At 37.6% G+C, this 15,664-nt stretch carries 16 protein-coding genes; 11 read left to right on the plus strand and 5 right to left on the minus strand.

Annotated features, from left to right (window positions below):
• Nucleotides 1-52: 52 nt before the first annotated feature.
• Entirely contained in the window at nt 53-565 is a 513-nt protein-coding gene (locus AC20MK_RS04180; RefSeq protein ID WP_487356733.1) for a deoxyuridine 5'-triphosphate nucleotidohydrolase, read from the minus strand.
• Between the two features lie 250 nt (nt 566-815).
• On the opposite strand from AC20MK_RS04180, the gene AC20MK_RS04185 reads away from it, so the two are divergent.
• Both AC20MK_RS04185 and AC20MK_RS04190 read left to right on the plus strand, forming a co-directional pair.
• Complete coding sequence (locus tag AC20MK_RS04185; protein WP_487356734.1) at nt 816-2,288, plus strand: histidine kinase dimerization/phospho-acceptor domain-containing protein; 1,473 nt, start codon at nt 816-818, stop codon at nt 2,286-2,288.
• Nucleotides 2,289-2,291: 3 nt separating this feature from the next.
• The gene (locus tag AC20MK_RS04190; RefSeq protein WP_487356735.1) at nt 2,292-2,567 is read left to right on the plus strand and encodes an ATP-binding protein; all 276 of its coding nucleotides are present in this window, start codon (nt 2,292-2,294) and stop codon (nt 2,565-2,567) included.
• Between the two features lie 212 nt (nt 2,568-2,779).
• Here AC20MK_RS04190 and AC20MK_RS04195 read toward each other — a convergent pair whose 3' ends face one another.
• Both AC20MK_RS04195 and mmrce1 read right to left on the minus strand, forming a co-directional pair.
• Nucleotides 2,780-4,069 (minus strand): MFS transporter, encoded by a 1,290-nt coding sequence (locus tag AC20MK_RS04195; RefSeq protein WP_487356736.1) that lies wholly within the window; start codon nt 4,067-4,069, stop codon nt 2,780-2,782.
• 43 nt (nt 4,070-4,112) lie between these two features.
• Nucleotides 4,113-4,943 (minus strand): MmRce1 family CPBP family CAAX prenyl protease, encoded by an 831-nt coding sequence (gene mmrce1, locus AC20MK_RS04200; RefSeq protein ID WP_487356737.1) that lies wholly within the window; start codon nt 4,941-4,943, stop codon nt 4,113-4,115.
• A gap of 706 nt (nt 4,944-5,649) precedes the next feature.
• Between mmrce1 and AC20MK_RS04205 the strand changes: the two genes are divergently transcribed.
• From AC20MK_RS04205 to AC20MK_RS04230, 6 genes are all read left to right on the plus strand, one after another.
• Complete coding sequence (locus AC20MK_RS04205; protein WP_487356738.1) at nt 5,650-6,492, plus strand: tetratricopeptide repeat protein; 843 nt, start codon at nt 5,650-5,652, stop codon at nt 6,490-6,492.
• Nucleotides 6,493-6,911: 419 nt separating this feature from the next.
• Nucleotides 6,912-7,232: a hypothetical protein gene (locus AC20MK_RS04210; protein ID WP_487356739.1), complete on the plus strand. Its 321-nt coding sequence runs from the start codon at nt 6,912-6,914 to the stop codon at nt 7,230-7,232.
• Between the two features lie 42 nt (nt 7,233-7,274).
• Nucleotides 7,275-7,430, plus strand: a complete 156-nt coding sequence (locus tag AC20MK_RS04215; RefSeq protein WP_487357056.1) for a zinc-binding dehydrogenase — start codon at nt 7,275-7,277, stop codon at nt 7,428-7,430.
• 30 nt (nt 7,431-7,460) lie between these two features.
• The gene (locus AC20MK_RS04220) at nt 7,461-8,135 is read left to right on the plus strand and encodes a DUF4386 domain-containing protein (RefSeq protein ID WP_487356740.1); all 675 of its coding nucleotides are present in this window, start codon (nt 7,461-7,463) and stop codon (nt 8,133-8,135) included.
• Nucleotides 8,136-8,278: 143 nt separating this feature from the next.
• Complete coding sequence (locus tag AC20MK_RS04225; protein ID WP_487357057.1) at nt 8,279-8,410, plus strand: integrase; 132 nt, start codon at nt 8,279-8,281, stop codon at nt 8,408-8,410.
• A 9-nt stretch (nt 8,411-8,419) separates the two neighbouring features.
• Nucleotides 8,420-8,629 carry a hypothetical protein gene (locus AC20MK_RS04230; protein WP_487356741.1) on the plus strand — a complete coding sequence of 70 codons (210 nt, stop codon included), beginning with the start codon at nt 8,420-8,422 and terminating at the stop codon, nt 8,627-8,629.
• A 61-nt stretch (nt 8,630-8,690) separates the two neighbouring features.
• Here the strand turns inward: AC20MK_RS04230 and AC20MK_RS04235 are convergent, their stop codons facing one another.
• Complete coding sequence (locus tag AC20MK_RS04235; RefSeq protein WP_487356742.1) at nt 8,691-10,922, minus strand: PAS domain S-box protein; 2,232 nt, start codon at nt 10,920-10,922, stop codon at nt 8,691-8,693.
• 513 nt (nt 10,923-11,435) lie between these two features.
• On the opposite strand from AC20MK_RS04235, the gene AC20MK_RS04240 reads away from it, so the two are divergent.
• Together AC20MK_RS04240 and AC20MK_RS04245 are read left to right on the plus strand one after the other, a co-directional pair.
• Nucleotides 11,436-12,026, plus strand: coding sequence for a hypothetical protein (locus AC20MK_RS04240; protein ID WP_487356743.1), 591 nt, complete (start codon nt 11,436-11,438; stop codon nt 12,024-12,026).
• On the plus strand, nt 11,993-12,268 hold the full coding sequence (locus tag AC20MK_RS04245) for an integrase (protein WP_487356744.1): 276 nt from the start codon (nt 11,993-11,995) through the stop codon (nt 12,266-12,268). The genes AC20MK_RS04240 and AC20MK_RS04245 overlap by 34 nt, the downstream gene beginning before the upstream one ends.
• 310 nt (nt 12,269-12,578) lie before the next feature.
• On the opposite strand, the gene AC20MK_RS04250 is transcribed toward AC20MK_RS04245, so the two are convergent.
• Nucleotides 12,579-13,325 (minus strand): SIMPL domain-containing protein, encoded by a 747-nt coding sequence (locus AC20MK_RS04250; RefSeq protein ID WP_487356745.1) that lies wholly within the window; start codon nt 13,323-13,325, stop codon nt 12,579-12,581.
• 271 nt (nt 13,326-13,596) lie between these two features.
• Between AC20MK_RS04250 and AC20MK_RS04255 the strand changes: the two genes are divergently transcribed.
• A complete protein-coding gene (locus tag AC20MK_RS04255; RefSeq protein WP_487356746.1) occupies nt 13,597-15,645 on the plus strand; it encodes an ATP-binding protein in 2,049 nt (682 codons plus the stop codon).
• The last annotated feature ends 19 nt before the right edge of the window (nt 15,646-15,664 follow it).

Genomic DNA, 15,664 nt, shown 5'->3' on the forward strand with positions numbered 1-15,664 from the left:
GCGTATGTATTACATATCTTTTCTGGTGACTGCAACGTAAAACATCTGAATTTCAGATGTTCTCATTCTGATAACGTCCGCTATAGCCTTCTTCCACTTCTGTGTGAAGATGGTAGAAAAGAAGCTGCATTATCCTTGCATCCTTTTTAAGATCGAACCCGTCCTTGTTGTGAACAACTAACATACACTCGCTCCTTCCTGAGTATCCGGCATCCCAGACAGCGGTCTCAAGGGTTGCTCCACACCTTATCAGTGTCGATCTTGGTTTTGCTATTGCTGCAAGGTCCTTTGGTATGTTCACTATCTCGTTCAATAATACCTTGTATATCCCTGGCTCAAGGTGTATCCATCCGTCCCCATTGAACTCGATCGTATCACCCTCGGAAAGTCTCCTGCCTGAATTATCAAAATCAATCGCACCCGGACCTTCAATGCTCCTTATTTCCTTTAGTGTCATCTCAACACCGTTAGGTTGAAGCTGGGTATCCATGTCGATCATGTTCTCCACGAGTGGCGGGTTTGCAAGCACAAGTTCTCTTAGCTCATTTTGGGATAAAAGGGTCATGGGGTGGGGATGGTTTGTATCGGTTATTAGAATTTCGGGAGACTATGTTTAGCATCAGTTCCAATGGGGTCCTTGTATTATTTGTGTTTGAGTCTTATAAATGATTGTTAATGACAATATTTATATATTATATTACAAGTACAGTCAAACTTGATATATGTAAAGTTAAGTTGTTCAATTTTAGCCTTTTAGTATTTCATAATTTATTCATCCAGAAATTTGTGCGATTAAAGATCCGGTTGGTGGTAGCATGCAAGAATATTTCGGAAAAATGGATCTCTCTATATCAGAAGTTCCACATGGTGGGCATATTACGCTTGTGTACAAAAATGATGATGATGTGCTTGATTTTGTTTCATCTTTTTTAAATTCAGGTTCTAACTGTAATGATCTTTGTATCTGGATAACTCCTGGGATAAAAGAATGTGAACATTTATACGATTTTTTAGAGGAAAGAATGACCTTTATTGACCATGGATCATGTTCATCTAATTTCGATCATGTCCTTGTAGATCCTGCATTACTCTCCAATGCTGAGACATTTTGTAATGCTATACTGGAATTTCTGGAAAATAAGCAGAAATATGCTATTACAAATGGATTCAATGGATTGCGGGTCAATATCGATCTTATTGCAGAAAAAGGCCAAATGCTTCCTTTTCTCAGACATTGCAGGGAGTTGATAATCTCTTCAACTTCAGCTATCGAGCTTACAACCCTGTTCACTTGCCCTCTGGAATCTTTTTCCTCTTCTGAAGTTTTCGATCTGATGGATGATAGGGGGAACACCATACTGAAAAAGAATGGAATGTGGACATATCTGGTGGACCTTCTTAGCAAAAAGTACAGGAAACACCTGCGTTCTTCTCCGGAATTGATGAAGAAAGAAAAAAAGCTGAAGGCTATCTACAGGGAAAGTCCGGTGGTTGCATTCCTCAGAAATTCGGAAAATGGTTTTCCAATTGACTTCGTATCAGATAATATATCTCAGTTTGGATACTCTGCAGAAGATCTGACATCTCATAAGTTCGTCTATAGGGATATAATTCATCCATTGGATATTGATGATTATTTGATATCCCTTTCAGAATGCATCAAAAACAAGAGCCATGAATTTAAAAAAGAATATAGGATACTGGACAGTGAGCGTAACATTCACTGGGTCAATGAAACGTCATTGATAGAGACCGATAATTCAGGGAATCCAACTCACTTCCAGGGGATCATTGTCGATATCACTGATAGGAAAAAAGCCGAAGCTATGGTAATTCAAGCTAAACTGGTTGCTGAGGTTGCAAACAAGGCAAAGAGTGAATTTCTGGCTAATATGAGCCATGAGCTTCGAACTCCTCTGAATGCGGTCATTGGTTTTTCAGATTCTCTTATTTATACTGATGTGGGATCCCTCAATGAAAAACAAACAAGATACATAAACAACATATCTAAAAGTGGTAAACATTTGCTGTCTCTTATCAATGATATTCTGGACCTTTCGAAGATAGAGGCTGATAAAATGGAGCTTCAGACTGAAAATATTTTAGTTGTAGATCTGTTGAATGATGTGGGATCAATTGTTTCTCCTCTTGCACAAAATAAAAATTTATGCTTGAATATGAGTATAGAAGCTGATGATATTCACATCCATGCTGACAAGCTGAAATTAAAACAGGTCCTTTTCAATCTGGTATCCAATGCTATAAAATTCACACCTGAAGGTGGTTAGGTAATGGTCCGGGCAGAACATAATGCTGGCAATTTAGTTGTCAAAGTTGAAGATAACGGTATCGGAATACCGGAATCTGCCTTTTGTGATCTTTTTAAACCCTTTACGCAGGTAGATTCAGCTTCGAACCGCCGGTTTGCAGGCACAGGGCTTGGTCTTGCACTTGTCAAGAAGCTAATAAGAATGCACGGCGGTAATGTGTGGGTTGAAAGTGAACTTGGTATTGGCAGCAGATTTAGTTTTAATGTTCCTCTTCTTTCTGAGGGGATTTCATTTTAATGTTCCACTTGAGGACATGCAGATCCTGGAGATACGGCTAAAAGAGCATATCTATCAGACTCTATAAAACCGCCAATCTCTTAGATTGTATGGGGAATTCCTTGTGATAAATTCAGTTCATGTTAATATTCAGGTTCATTTTTCCATATCTTTCTATCTATTATAAATAATGCAAAAACGGAGTGCTACTTTCACTAAGTTTACATACTGTCTTAAATTTCAATATCTTCTAATATCTTTATTTTTTCATTTCGCCAAATCAACAAAGCAATCATAGAAATCATTAATCCAGAGATTATAAACATTAAGGCAATTCCTCTACCTTCTCCCACTCCAACAATAAAACCAATTTTTTCAGCCAGCAAACCATCCACTTCTAAAAGTGGATTGAAAATATGATCTGCTAAAAAACCTGCGACGGCAAAAGCTATGATGGAGCCAAGATAAGTGATCATAGAAATAATTGACCAAACACGGCCTTGTTTTCGGTTGTCAATATTTTTTCGAATTAAAACTTCAATAGAGGTGTTGATAAAAGGCAAAGTGGTAAAGAACATAAATCCTGCTAAAGTGATGAAGACCATATTTGTTGAGAGTCCTAGATTGGCAAAAAATATGCCTGATATGAATAGTGAGATAGATAATGTTTTAGTGTGTTTCTGTTTGCCGCCAAATAATCCAATAAACAAACTTCCAATTAGTATGCCTGATGCGCAGATCGATTGAGATATTCCCACTGCCTTAACTGTTGTTAAATTCAGTAGCATTGGAATAAAGAGAGATTGAAGCAATCCCACAAAAAAAAGTATGAGCATGGTAGTAATAACTAAATCAACTACGCCCCTATTTTTTGAAAATTCTTGAATACCCTCTCTAAAGTCAGCTATGATGTTTTGTTTTGGTTGCTTTATTGTTATTTCGCCTAAGGTTTTTCTTATCCAGATAACAATAGAACTGGCAATTAAGAGAGTGATAATATCGATTAAAAAAATAAATTCAATATCAATTATTGTTAATAATATTCCGGCTAAAAATGGGGATATTAAATATTGAGCCGAACTTGCTAATTGCATTAATCCACTTGCTTTAGCATATTGATATTCGGGTAGAAGGTCAGTAATTAAGGCCTTATAGGCTGGTTCCTGGAAAGCTGAAAAAATTGAACTAGTTGCAATCCCAAGATAAATTTGCCAAAGTTCAATATTACCTTTTAGCATCATTAAAAATATGAAGATAAGCCCAAGCGTTGCCCCTAGATCAGCGATTATCATCATTAAGCGTCTGTCGTAACGGTCTGCCAATATACCTCCATACGGTTTTAGTAAGGAGGGTGGTAAAAAAGCACACATAAGTATAAAGACAAAGCTTGAAGTTGTATTGGTTTGTTGATATACATATATTCCCAAGGAAAAAATAGTAAGGCCAGTACCTATGATTGAGATGAATTGTCCAAACCAGATAAAAAGGAATTTGGAATATAGATCATTGGGTTCATTTGTCATTTATTGCCATTTTCCTTTTCATAAAAAATCTGTATCTGAACCATCAGTTAGTTTCAGCAGCAAGGTGCTCTTTCGAAAAGAAAATCTCTTTGTCCCGTGTAATAATAACTGCGACAATAACAATGAGGACCGCAGTTTCAATGCACTTTGTCGTCTGAGACATATTCAGTGCCTCCTGCGAGATGTTAATAATAAAGTGAAAGAGGATTGCCGCAGGTATACTTTTTCCGTTTTTAATGCAGATCCAACTGATAAGCACTCCCATGGGGATGATGCTGACAAAAAAATTCACACCAAACCAGATGTTTTCGTGAAAGATCTCGTACTGATAGGAGTTATTGACAAATATCAGTGGAAAGTGCCAGAGCGACCAGAGTATACCGAAAATAACCGATGCTTTAAGGTAGGTGTACCGGCTCTGCAGGCTGTCAAAGGCATATCCTCTCCACCCAAGCTCTTCAAAAACTGCGGCAAGCACAAGAAGAAACAACACAGGAACAAATCCTGAAAAAGAGAAACCTTCTGCAAGTTGAAACTGCGATATCGATTCCCCTAATGGAAGCGAAAGAAAGATGGATGCCAGAACAGTGAGCGGCATTATCAATAAAAATACCGGTATCATTTTTGGCTGTATTAATCTGGGATTGAGAAGCCGGTTGATAAAATCTTTTATTAAATCTGAATTTTTTGACTTAAAGACCATAACAAGTGAGATCAGAAAAGGCGCCATCAGTCCGGGCAGCATAAGTAACAAGTACAGCCCGCTTTTACCATCCTGAAAACTTACATAAGCCCCTGCAAACCAGAGTGCATAGGTTGTGATAAAGGTCGCAACAAAATATATCCTGGGTTTGTATTTGTAGTTAGAAATCATTTGTTCCTCCAAGTTTTAATTGCCACAGCCTGTTCTTATTTTTCAATTTAACCCGACTCTGGCAGTCAAAATTAATAAAACGGTTCTTGATTTAGTTGTATTTTACAAAAATACAGCATTTTTCCCCATACACGAAGCCATTATTTAGTTGGCATCATCCTATTATTCTTCAAGTATCTTTCTACGTATTCAATAATTTGTTATAGAATAATTCAAAATGGCTAATTAACATAACATCTATAGATTTATAATCATTTCTATAAATCGTCATGCATGTGGAAATATGGCGGGGTGGGTGCTATAACTATTATCAGATTATTTTGCTGTATACAAAAAAATGATAATTCAAACCTCGAGATGAGAGTCTTATCACACTAGAAAACAGCTCAATTTCCTACTAAAATCACTATCTGTAAATTGTACTCCGGGAGATTCGAATACCCTGCCTCTGCTGTGTGAATCCAACTTCCATACAAAACAGATTATATATATGCAGATATTATGCTTATTCTGTATCATATTCTTCATAGTTGTTCTTATAATTAGTTTTACCATGGTCTAATGTAATAATTTATAGAACCATTTATATATGAAAATAGTAAGTTGTAATTCATACTGTAAGATCTTGCTTTGATCTTAGTATTTTATTATGTGCAGTTTATACAATAAATGTGAATGAAAGAGTAAAAAGGAGCGTCAGAACTTCATGCCAAAGTTAGAACGAGAAACAATTGATCCTATTTCTTTAGACAAAACTACTGGACCTAGAACTTCAGATGCTTCAGAGAGATCAATAGAGCAAGATTCGGATAATGCTGTCTCCTGGCTAAACAAAGGTAAGGCTCTTGGTAATTTAGGCGATCATGAAGCTGCTTTAGAAGCTTTCAATAGATCAATAGAACTAGATCCAAATAATGCTGGCTCCTGGCTTAACAAAGGTAGAGCTCTTGATAACTTGGGTCGTCATGAGGAGGCTTTAGAAGCCTTAAATAGATCAATCGAAATAGAGCCAATTGATGCTGCTTTATGGTCTAAAAAAGGCGTTATCCTTGGCAATTTAGGTCTTGATGAAGAGGCTTTAGGATCTTTCAATAGATCAATAGAATTAGAGTCAGATAATGCTGCTTTATGGTTTAACAAAGGTAAAGCTCTTGATAACTTAGATCGTCATGAGGAGGCTTTAGCATCCTTTAACAGATCGATAGAACTAGAGCCAAATGATGCTGCTTTATGGTTCTATAAAGGCGCTATACTTGGCAATTTAGGGCGTTATGAAGAGGCTTTAGAAGCTTTTGACACATCGATAGAAATAGAGCCAAATGACGCTGCGTTATGGTTTGATAAAGGGAATGCTCTTGATGACCTGGGTCATTATGAGGAGGCTTTGGAAGCTTTTAATAGATCAATAGAACTGGATCCAGATAATGCTACTTTATGGTTTAGCAAAGGTAAAGTTCTTGATAATTTGGGTCGTCATGAGGAGGCCTTAGAAGCATTTGCACGATCTAATAATATGCTCAAAAATTCGGTTGTATTTGATCTATCTTGAATTTATAGATCAAATTAGTACATCTACTAAAATATGTGAAATATAGTAACGTTGGGTGCGGTAAATTCGACCAATATCTCAACTTTAAGTTAATTCATTTTTCAACTTCCTATTTTGTACTCACCTTGATGACCTATTTAATGTCCTAAATTCGATCTATCCTTCTTTCCGAAAAAGCACTTGGATGGGAGAAAGGTCGTATCCTTGCGTTTTTCACTTAAAATCATGGTGGTAACATGTATCCTAGATCGCGGCAGAAGTTTGGCAAAAGCCTTGGTGTTGGATAAAGTCCTTTTCAGGGAATTATTAAAAGAGATGTTTTAGGGTTCAGGCTTAGTTCGTAAACTTTATATGTATGTTATGTCCCATTTTTTATATGAGCAGTTATGCTGCTCAGATCAGGTGGAGGGAGTGGTAAGATGGATGAGACAAAACCTATCATCAGAATGTATTTCGCTAAGATCAAGGAAGCATTTGTTGACCTCTCTGAAGGGGGGAAGATGGAGTTCATGCGTAAGGACCGCGAGAATATGGATGAGCTCGGGATGAAACAAACGATGCTTGTCGACTGCCGTTGGTCCAACGAAGAGTGGGATTATATTGGGGTCGAGGAATGGCCAAGCATAGAAGCTCTTGAGAAACGTGCCAAGTTCGAAAAAGAAGAACTGGAAACATTCAGGTATGTTAGATCGAAGACCTATTTGGGTACTCTTGATATTGGCGAATATGGCAAAGAATGAAACCTATGGCAATGGAGACCTAGGCCAATTCCAGAGCGTCTGATTTTCTTCAAAGAACTTATTGAGGCGGGAAAGATAAGATCGGTCATAGATAGACGCTATCCGCTGGAACAAATTGCCGAAGCTCCTAGATATGTTGAAAATGGGCACAAAAAGGGTCATGTAGTCATAACTTTAGAACATAATAACGATACCTAACAAATTGGGGAAACTTATGTGACAAACTGTATGGCCGATATATCACAACGTAAAGCTGCGATAGTCGCAGGCTTCGGCTTACTTGCCATGACCATAGTCTTTATCTTCGCTGATATTTTTGCTCTTCAGGGCCTTATTGTGCCGGGAGATGCCACGGAAACAGCAAACAATATCATGGCCAATGAGGGGCTATTCCGCATGGCTATTTGTGGCTTTATGATCGTGATCATTCTTGATGTGTTGGTGGCCTGGGCACTTTATGTTTTACTCAAACCAGTAAACAAGAGTCTCTCGTTGCTTATGGCATGGTTCAGGTTGGTGTATGCCACAATTCTAACGTTCAGTCTGATTTTTCTTGTTATTGTTTTGCTACTTTTAAGTGATGCTGACTACCTGAAAGTATTTGGAACCGATCAGTTGCATGCTCAGGTAATGTTATTTCTCAATGCATTTCGTGATGGTTGGGCTATTGGCTTAGTATTTTTTGGGCTTCATCTTGGGCTTCTGGGTTATTTAGTTTTCAGATCAGACTACATTCCCAGAATCCTGGGTGTCTTGTTGATAGTTACAGGTTTAAGCTATCTGATAGATTATTTTGGTAAATTTCTTTTTTCCAACTTCGATGTGGCAATTAGCCTTGTCCTGGGTTGGGGGGAATTGCTATTTATGTTTTGGCTTTTGTGGAGAGGGGGCAAAATTCCTTAAATATGATCGTGATGCTTCGCCTGTTTAGATGACAGCAACAAAGACCCGGAAAAAGCCAGCCAAGATATTACTACAACATTACTGAAAAGATTCGCCACGGTCGTGTATCTACAAAGACCATCCGCAAATGGTAGTTAAATATGATGATAAAGGCTGGCATCGCTGATTTCATTCAAGGTAGATCTGCAACAAATATTGGCAGTGCACATTACTTGAATAAGGTTCAGAGAGCATCTGTTGAATATGCTAAGGTAATAGATCGATTTCATGTGTAATTGAATCTGTTGCGGAAGAAGATCATTGACATGCCTTATGCTGAATGGAAGAAAATGGTATTCTCTAAAAGTACTTTGCATTACATGAAACAGAAAGCTAAAAGGGATAAGCCGTTTACCCTCAATACTCATGTGATGGAGACTCTCATTGATGATGGTATTGCCAAGGCAGTTGATGCAGCATTGGCGGAGAGGATGAAAAAGAGTGAGTCCCTTTGATCAGGGACTAACAAAATGCAAATGCTGTCTACTAGATCAATTACATTCGATATAATATAAATCAAAAGGATGTGCTTTCAAAATGTGTTGGAATTCTAAATGTGAACGTACTTCCTTTTCCAACTTCACTTTCGACCCAGATCTGCCCGTCATGCATTTCAATAAACTTCTTGACAAGTGCAAGGCCAAGACCGGTGCCTCCAAACTCTCTTGTAGTTGAAGAATCCGTCTGGAAGAAAGGGTTGAACAATTTATCCTGATTCTCTGGTGAAATTCCGATGCCATTGTCCTTTACATAAATATGCACAATGTGCTCTGATATTTCACCTCCGATAGTCACTGATCCTCCTTGATCAGTGAATTTAATGGCATTGCTCACGAGGTTGTAAAGGATCTGCTTGAATTTTATTGCATCTGCTTTTATGGTAGGTGCTTCAATGTCGATGTTACATGTAAGGTCAATATCCTTCTGTGATGCAATAGGCATCATCAATGCTTCTACTTCATCAATAGTATCGGATACAAAGAATTCATTAATATGAAGTTCCATTTTCCTGTTATCGATGTTTGAGATGGATATGATATTGTTGATAACATTCAAAAGATTCTTCCCATTTCTAAGAATATTAGATGCGTATTTCTTCTGAGATTCATTCAAAGCGCCGTGACTTTCATTGTAAATCACATCTGAAAAACCAATGATCGAATTTAGAGGCGTACGTAGCTCATGGCTCATATTTGCAATAAATTCACTCTTGGTTTTACTGGCAGCTTCCGCAGCAAATTTTGCTTGTAGCACTGCTTCCTGTGCTTTCTTGCGCTCAGTAATATCTCGAGAGATGATAAGCATAGCTTTTTCTTTTTGATAATCTAATAGTTGGATGCTTAACTCAACTGGGATTGGAACTCCATCTTTTCTAAAATGAATTGTTTCAAAGAGCACATTCCCTTTTAGCCATAATTGTTCGTTTAATTCAGGAACCTTTGATATGTCTTCCTCATTGGTAAAATCCCTTGGCGTCATCTGCAATAGTTCATCTCGGCTGTAACCTAAACGCTCACAGGCTTTCTGGTTAACCTCGAGGATATTAGATTTCATGTCGAGCAGATAGATTCCATCATTAGAATTATTAAAAAGTGTTCTGAACTTTTGTTCAGATTTTTGTAAAGCAGTCTCTATCTGCTTCCGCTCAGTGATGTCTCTTATGATGGCCATAACTGCAGGCTTGCCATCGTATTCAATATAAGAGGCATTTAACTCAACTGGGATATTCTTGCCATCCTTCGATAAAAAATCTAATTCATGTCTGTGTGGAATAGTCTGATCGTTTTTTATTCTCCTTTCGTATCTATCCATTACCAGTTCCTTGTAATCTTCAGAGACAAGGTCCAAAAGTGGGATTCCTATTGATTCCTCTTTTGTGTAGCCAGTAATCTCACCAAACTTTGAATTCGCAAAATATACGATATAATCTTGAATGACAATAATACCATCGTTTCCTTTTTCTACCAAGTTTGAGTATTTCTGTTCACTTTCTCTCAATTCCACCTCTGCCTTCTTGCGCTTGGTAATATCTTCTCCTGAACTAAGGGTACCGATAATATTTCCATCTTCATTTTTTAGAATAGCATTGTTCCATCTGATTACTTTTTTGTTACCATTTTTGGTTAAAATTGTGTTTTCAAAATGTTCAACTGATTCAATATCCCCTGCCAGTATTTTTTCGTAAACAGACTTAGTTTCATGCCTGCTCTCTTCTGGAATGAATGTATCAAACCAGTTTCTGCCAATAATATCTTTTTTGCTATATCCTAATACTTCAGATCCATTTTTATTTATAAGTGTAACTCTTTGATCAGAATCTATGGCCACGATAATTACTTTTGCAATATCAAGATAATTTTGTGCAAGATTTCTTTCTTTTTTAAGCATTTGTCCTGTTTTCTCATGCTTATCAATCTCCTTTTGCAATTGATCCACACTTGTGATGGCAGGAATCCATCTGATCAATCCTATTGCTATTAGCAAAAATCCTCCGAGAAAACCTACCATTTTTTCCAGGAAAGCTTCTATTTCAGTATCCCCAATAATGACAAAACGGTTTAAGGACTCGAAATTATCAGTTATGTCAAGTGCATTTCCAAATAAGAGGAGAAGAAATCCAGTGAAAAAAAGATTCCATCCGTGTCCCAAAAGTTCTTTTCTGTTTTTGCCCACGTTCCACAGATGAATGATTATAATTAAAAGAATAATTAATCGGATGCTTTCAAGAACTATATCGCTTACAACCATATGTATTCATCCTCTAAATTTATACCTGTATCATCTGATTTGTGTCGAATACTGCAAATCTGCATATATATGATTGCTACTATAACATTATACGATCGTTATAATAATAAAGCCACATATATATTTATAATACTCGGATAACTGTGTTTTTTGTACGGTTTGACAAAGAAAGGTTGATACTTCAATTCCACTTATTTATTTAAAAGAAAGTTTTTGACTTTAGTAATTAGGCATCTCCCATAAACCATTAAGTAGGGAAAAATACCGCCTCATTCAGACCTCGAAGCAAGACTAGCTTCGCTGGAGCAATGGATCATCGACTTAGAAAAACCGCCATGCAGCGAATCAGAAAAACCAGATGGGCCCGGGGAGATTCATAACCCCGATCACGCTTCTGGAGCGCGTGTCGAGGTGATGAGCTAAGCTCACCACCTCAATGATAATGAAAAAACCGATTATAATTATAAAAACGATAGTGGACTCCGGGAGATTCAAACACCCTACCTCTGCCGTGTGAAGCTGCCTGATGTCGAAAATGCAACAATTTCTTCTTTCGGAATGCCGAGTCAAACATTAGGAACTACTACTGATCTTGTACAGGATACATGCCTCAATGATTTCTGGAACACTTCTAAGGATGCATTTCAAGAATGGTTGAATTTCAAAGATGTATCTAAGAAAACTAAGCAAGGTTATTGGAGTGGCCTGATTAATTTCTTTGAAAACAATGTAGTACATAAACCAAAAGACTTTCGAAAATTGAAGTTGAAAGACAAGGGATCACGTGGATTACGTAATTTGTTTAACTTTTGCGAAGATGAAGAGATCGAAGATGTAGTAGGCTATAACATCGACAGGTGGAGACGATTCATAAAGATTAGAAAATCGGGAGTTGTGGAGGTCTATGTCACCGATGAAGAGATCAAAGAGGCTTACAATGCTTGTCCTGAAGTATTGAAACCAGTATTTTGTCTGCTTGCTTATTCTGGAAATAGAGCTACACACATTCATAAGATGTTGGACATTATCCGACTTCATCATTCTCTGAAGGCAAGAAAAAGACATTTTATGTGTATTTTCCAACTTCATTTATTCCAGAGCTAAAATCGATTGGTAAGCCAAGATGTTATTACAACATTACTGAAAAGATTCGCCACGACCGTGTTTCTGCAAAGACCACTCGCAAATGGCATCTCAACATGTTAGTCCAAGCAGGTGTTGGTGAGGGTGTTGCGGACTTTATTCAGGGTAGATCACCAATTACTGTTGGAAGCGCCCATTACCTGAATAAAGTACATCAAGCCACCCTTCAATATGATCGAGTACTGGATAAGTTTCCGATATGATTCAAATCAACTTTGAATAATTCATGTATGGTGTTCAGAGTTTACCAAATCTGGAACGCATGGATCAGTTGGAACACTTCTCATGTATAGAGTATAGTGCAGTACATTGTATTATTAAAAAATGATATAAATAGTAAGGTAAAAACGTACCATGCATTCTACCTTACTATACATCTAGCAACTGTTCCATTTTAATATTGAATGTGTAGCTGACTTCATTCAGTGTAGAGCTGCAACCACAGTTGGAAGTGCACATTATCTGAATAAAGTGCAGCAGCATGACAGTTCAAGCATAAAACACACGTACAAATTACCTTATCAAATACATTACATTCACTGACATTGAGACAGTTGATTCTCCTGGCAGGATTGGTGTGGAAACTCCGACTTCCTCGTCAATAGCTGCTTCTGCTACATCGAAGAAAATACGTGGACTGAAACCATCACTTATTGATGCTGTCTGTACACCAACTATACTGACACCCAGGCTGTCAGCAAGTATCTCGGCTTTTGAGGATGCATCTTCTACCGCTTCATCAATCAGTTCTTCACGAAGCTCTTTCTGTATTTCCTCAGAAACGGAAAAAGACACGCCTCCTATCTGGTTTGCCCCGGCCGCTGCAGACTTGTCTATAATATCGCTCAGGAGTTCAAGATCGGTAGTTGTAACCTCTACATTATTGGATGCAGAATAGCCTTCGATTGTGCGCACACCATCGTAATTGTAGATGGGGTAAACAGATACATATGACGTCCTAATATCCTTATCCTCCAGACCGAGATCCTTAAGTTCCTGCAAAACAGCTGTCATTATAGCTGCATTTTCCTCGGATGCTTCCTGTGAAGTATCTGCTTCGATTACTACACCTATACTTATTGATGCAGTATCAGGAACTACTTTTTTCTCAGCGCTTCCACTCATCTGAATTGTATTCTCTGAAACTCCCTGCACAGAAGTACCTGAGCCTGCAAATAAAGCTGCAGCCATTAGTACAAGAGCTATTGACAGGGCGAGTACAACGTAAAACAGTTTACTGTTTGAATTTTCTTTTAGCATCTCTTACAACCTCCCCAAAGTTTGCTAAAAAAGAATAGGTCTCGAAAGCTTATATTCTTGCCTCTAGCTACAAATGAAATTGAACTTATCATCCTTGAAATAAATCCTTGCAGCGGTTGCCTCAACATGTTTAGTCCAAGCAAGTGTCACCGAGAGTCTGGCAGATTTTTGAGAAGGGTGTAAGATCTTCACTTGAGCAAAAACTATTTATCATACTTTTTTAATACGCTAACTTCGATTTTAATTGTCATAGTAATAGGTAAGCATACCAATGAGAAATATAATCTCACTAAATAATTATCTTTCCTACCATCATTTCCTCATAGCTCTGATTCTACTCTTGATTCTGTTTTCAAGTCCATGTGATGCAAAAGAAGAGAATGAAACGATCAAAATTGTTATAGAACAACTTGAACCTATGACATTTGTAGATGAGAACGGAAATATTACAGGGTATGCCGTTGAACTTATCCAATATATAGCTATAGACGAAGGCTGGGATCTTGAGTTCGCACTTCTTCCATGGAGTGAATGCCTTGAACAAGTAAAGAACGGAGATGCTGATCTAATAATATCGATAGTTTATACGAATGAACGTGACACATACTTAGATTATACAAATCAATCATTGGGTCTATTCTGGGATCTGATGTTTGTTCCAAAGGATTCAGACATCGTATATATTCGTGATCTTGAAGGCAAACGAGTTGCAGCTGTCACCGATTCATATTATGCTCTATGGTTTATTGACCAAATTGAGATCTATGGGATCAATTGTGAGATAGTCCTAGTTGATGATTATGACGATGTACGCGTTTTAATAGAAGAGAAACAAGTTGATGCAGGTTCAATGGACAGAATTTTTCTCACACATGAAAATTATGGGATTAAATTTAAACGAACGGCAATCGAATCATACCCAGTCCCACTTTATTGTGCAACTACTGAAGGCAAAAATGAAGATATCATTGAAGCGATCAATTCCAACATGATAGAATTTCAAGCAGACAACGAATCAATTTACTATCAGCTGGAAGATAAATGGTTTGCAACCAACACACATTATGAATTGCCAGAATGGATCAAGTGGGTAATGGGAGCTACAGGTTTTTCCCTGTTCCTATTTATGGTAAATTCTATTGTACTAAAAAGAACTGTCAATAAAAGAACTGTTGAATTAGTTGGCAAAAATGAAGAATTGAGATCGGCTAAGAAAAGATATTCCACACTTGTTGAGGAAAGTATGGATGGAATTGGAATTGTTCAGGATGAAGTAATCGTTTTTACAAACATCCGATTTGCAGAAATGTTGAATTATGAACTTGATGAGATCGTGAACACTTCTGTTTTTAATTATGTTCCAAAAGAATGTGCACTCATGATGGCGAGAATTAATTACAAACGTATGGCAAATGACCCGGATGTACCTTCCACTTATGAACTAAAACTTATACGCAAAGATGGCAGCAAACTGACAGTTGATATGTCAGCTTCCCTTATCGATAATGATGGCAGATTGGCTACCATGATCATTGCCAGAGATATCGAATATCGTAAACAGGCTGAGAATATGCTTGAAGAGAAAATTCGCGTAGAAGAAGCGAATCGTGCAAAGAGTGAATTCCTTGCGAACATGAGCCATGAGTTACGCACTCCGCTTAATGCAGTCATAGGTTTTTCGGAAATGCTGGAGATGAAGACCTTTGGTGAATTGACCGAGAAACAACAGAGGTATGTAGACAACATTCATTCAAGCGGAAAACATCTGCTTGAGCTTATTAATAGCATTCTTGATCTATCCAAGGTCGAATCTGGTAAAATGGAACTACATCTGGAGAAGGTCCAACTCTCCACTCTTTTTCATGAGGTTGTTTCAACAACCATGCCACTTGCTTTGAAACAGGATTTAGAACTTATTTATGATGCTACGGAATGTAGCACTGCCATTGATGCTGACAAAATGAAATTAACACAAATATTGCTCAATCTGATAAGCAATGCATTAAAATTTACAGAACCCGGAGGAACAGTGAGCATTACTGCTCTTTGTACCGGGGATGATGCTGTAATAAGTGTCAGTGATACTGGTAAAGGTATTTTGAAGCAGGATTTGAAAAAAGTCTTTGATCCGTTTGTACAAGTAGGTAAATTCAGTTCAAAAGAGGCGACTGGAACCGGACTTGGTCTTGCCCTTGTAAAAGATTTTGTCGAACTTCATGGCGGAAAGACCTGGGTCGAATCGGAACTTGGAGTCGGGACTATATTTTATTTTAGAATTCCTATAATAAATGATGGTACAACAAATATAAAAATGACCTGAATATCGGCTCTGTAGAAAT

The organism is Methanococcoides sp. DA23, from assembly GCF_057593895.1.

Bases quoted from the DNA above. Each gene is read 5' to 3' on its own strand.
- AC20MK_RS04255 (WP_487356746.1), top strand. From the start codon at position 13,597: ATGAGAAATATAATCTCACTAAATAATTATCTTTCCTACCATCATTTC.
- AC20MK_RS04195 (WP_487356736.1), bottom strand. From the start codon at position 4,069: ATGACAAATGAACCCAATGATCTATATTCCAAATTCCTTTTTATCTGG.
- AC20MK_RS04190 (WP_487356735.1), top strand. From the start codon at position 2,292: ATGGTCCGGGCAGAACATAATGCTGGCAATTTAGTTGTCAAAGTTGAA.
- AC20MK_RS04235 (WP_487356742.1), bottom strand. From the start codon at position 10,922: ATGGTTGTAAGCGATATAGTTCTTGAAAGCATCCGATTAATTATTCTT.
- AC20MK_RS04205 (WP_487356738.1), top strand. From the start codon at position 5,650: ATGCCAAAGTTAGAACGAGAAACAATTGATCCTATTTCTTTAGACAAA.
- AC20MK_RS04180 (WP_487356733.1), bottom strand. From the start codon at position 565: ATGACCCTTTTATCCCAAAATGAGCTAAGAGAACTTGTGCTTGCAAAC.
- mmrce1 (WP_487356737.1), bottom strand. From the start codon at position 4,943: ATGATTTCTAACTACAAATACAAACCCAGGATATATTTTGTTGCGACC.
- AC20MK_RS04185 (WP_487356734.1), top strand. From the start codon at position 816: ATGCAAGAATATTTCGGAAAAATGGATCTCTCTATATCAGAAGTTCCA.
- AC20MK_RS04220 (WP_487356740.1), top strand. From the start codon at position 7,461: ATGGCCGATATATCACAACGTAAAGCTGCGATAGTCGCAGGCTTCGGC.
- AC20MK_RS04225 (WP_487357057.1), top strand. From the start codon at position 8,279: ATGATAAAGGCTGGCATCGCTGATTTCATTCAAGGTAGATCTGCAACA.
- AC20MK_RS04250 (WP_487356745.1), bottom strand. From the start codon at position 13,325: ATGCTAAAAGAAAATTCAAACAGTAAACTGTTTTACGTTGTACTCGCC.
- AC20MK_RS04210 (WP_487356739.1), top strand. From the start codon at position 6,912: ATGGATGAGACAAAACCTATCATCAGAATGTATTTCGCTAAGATCAAG.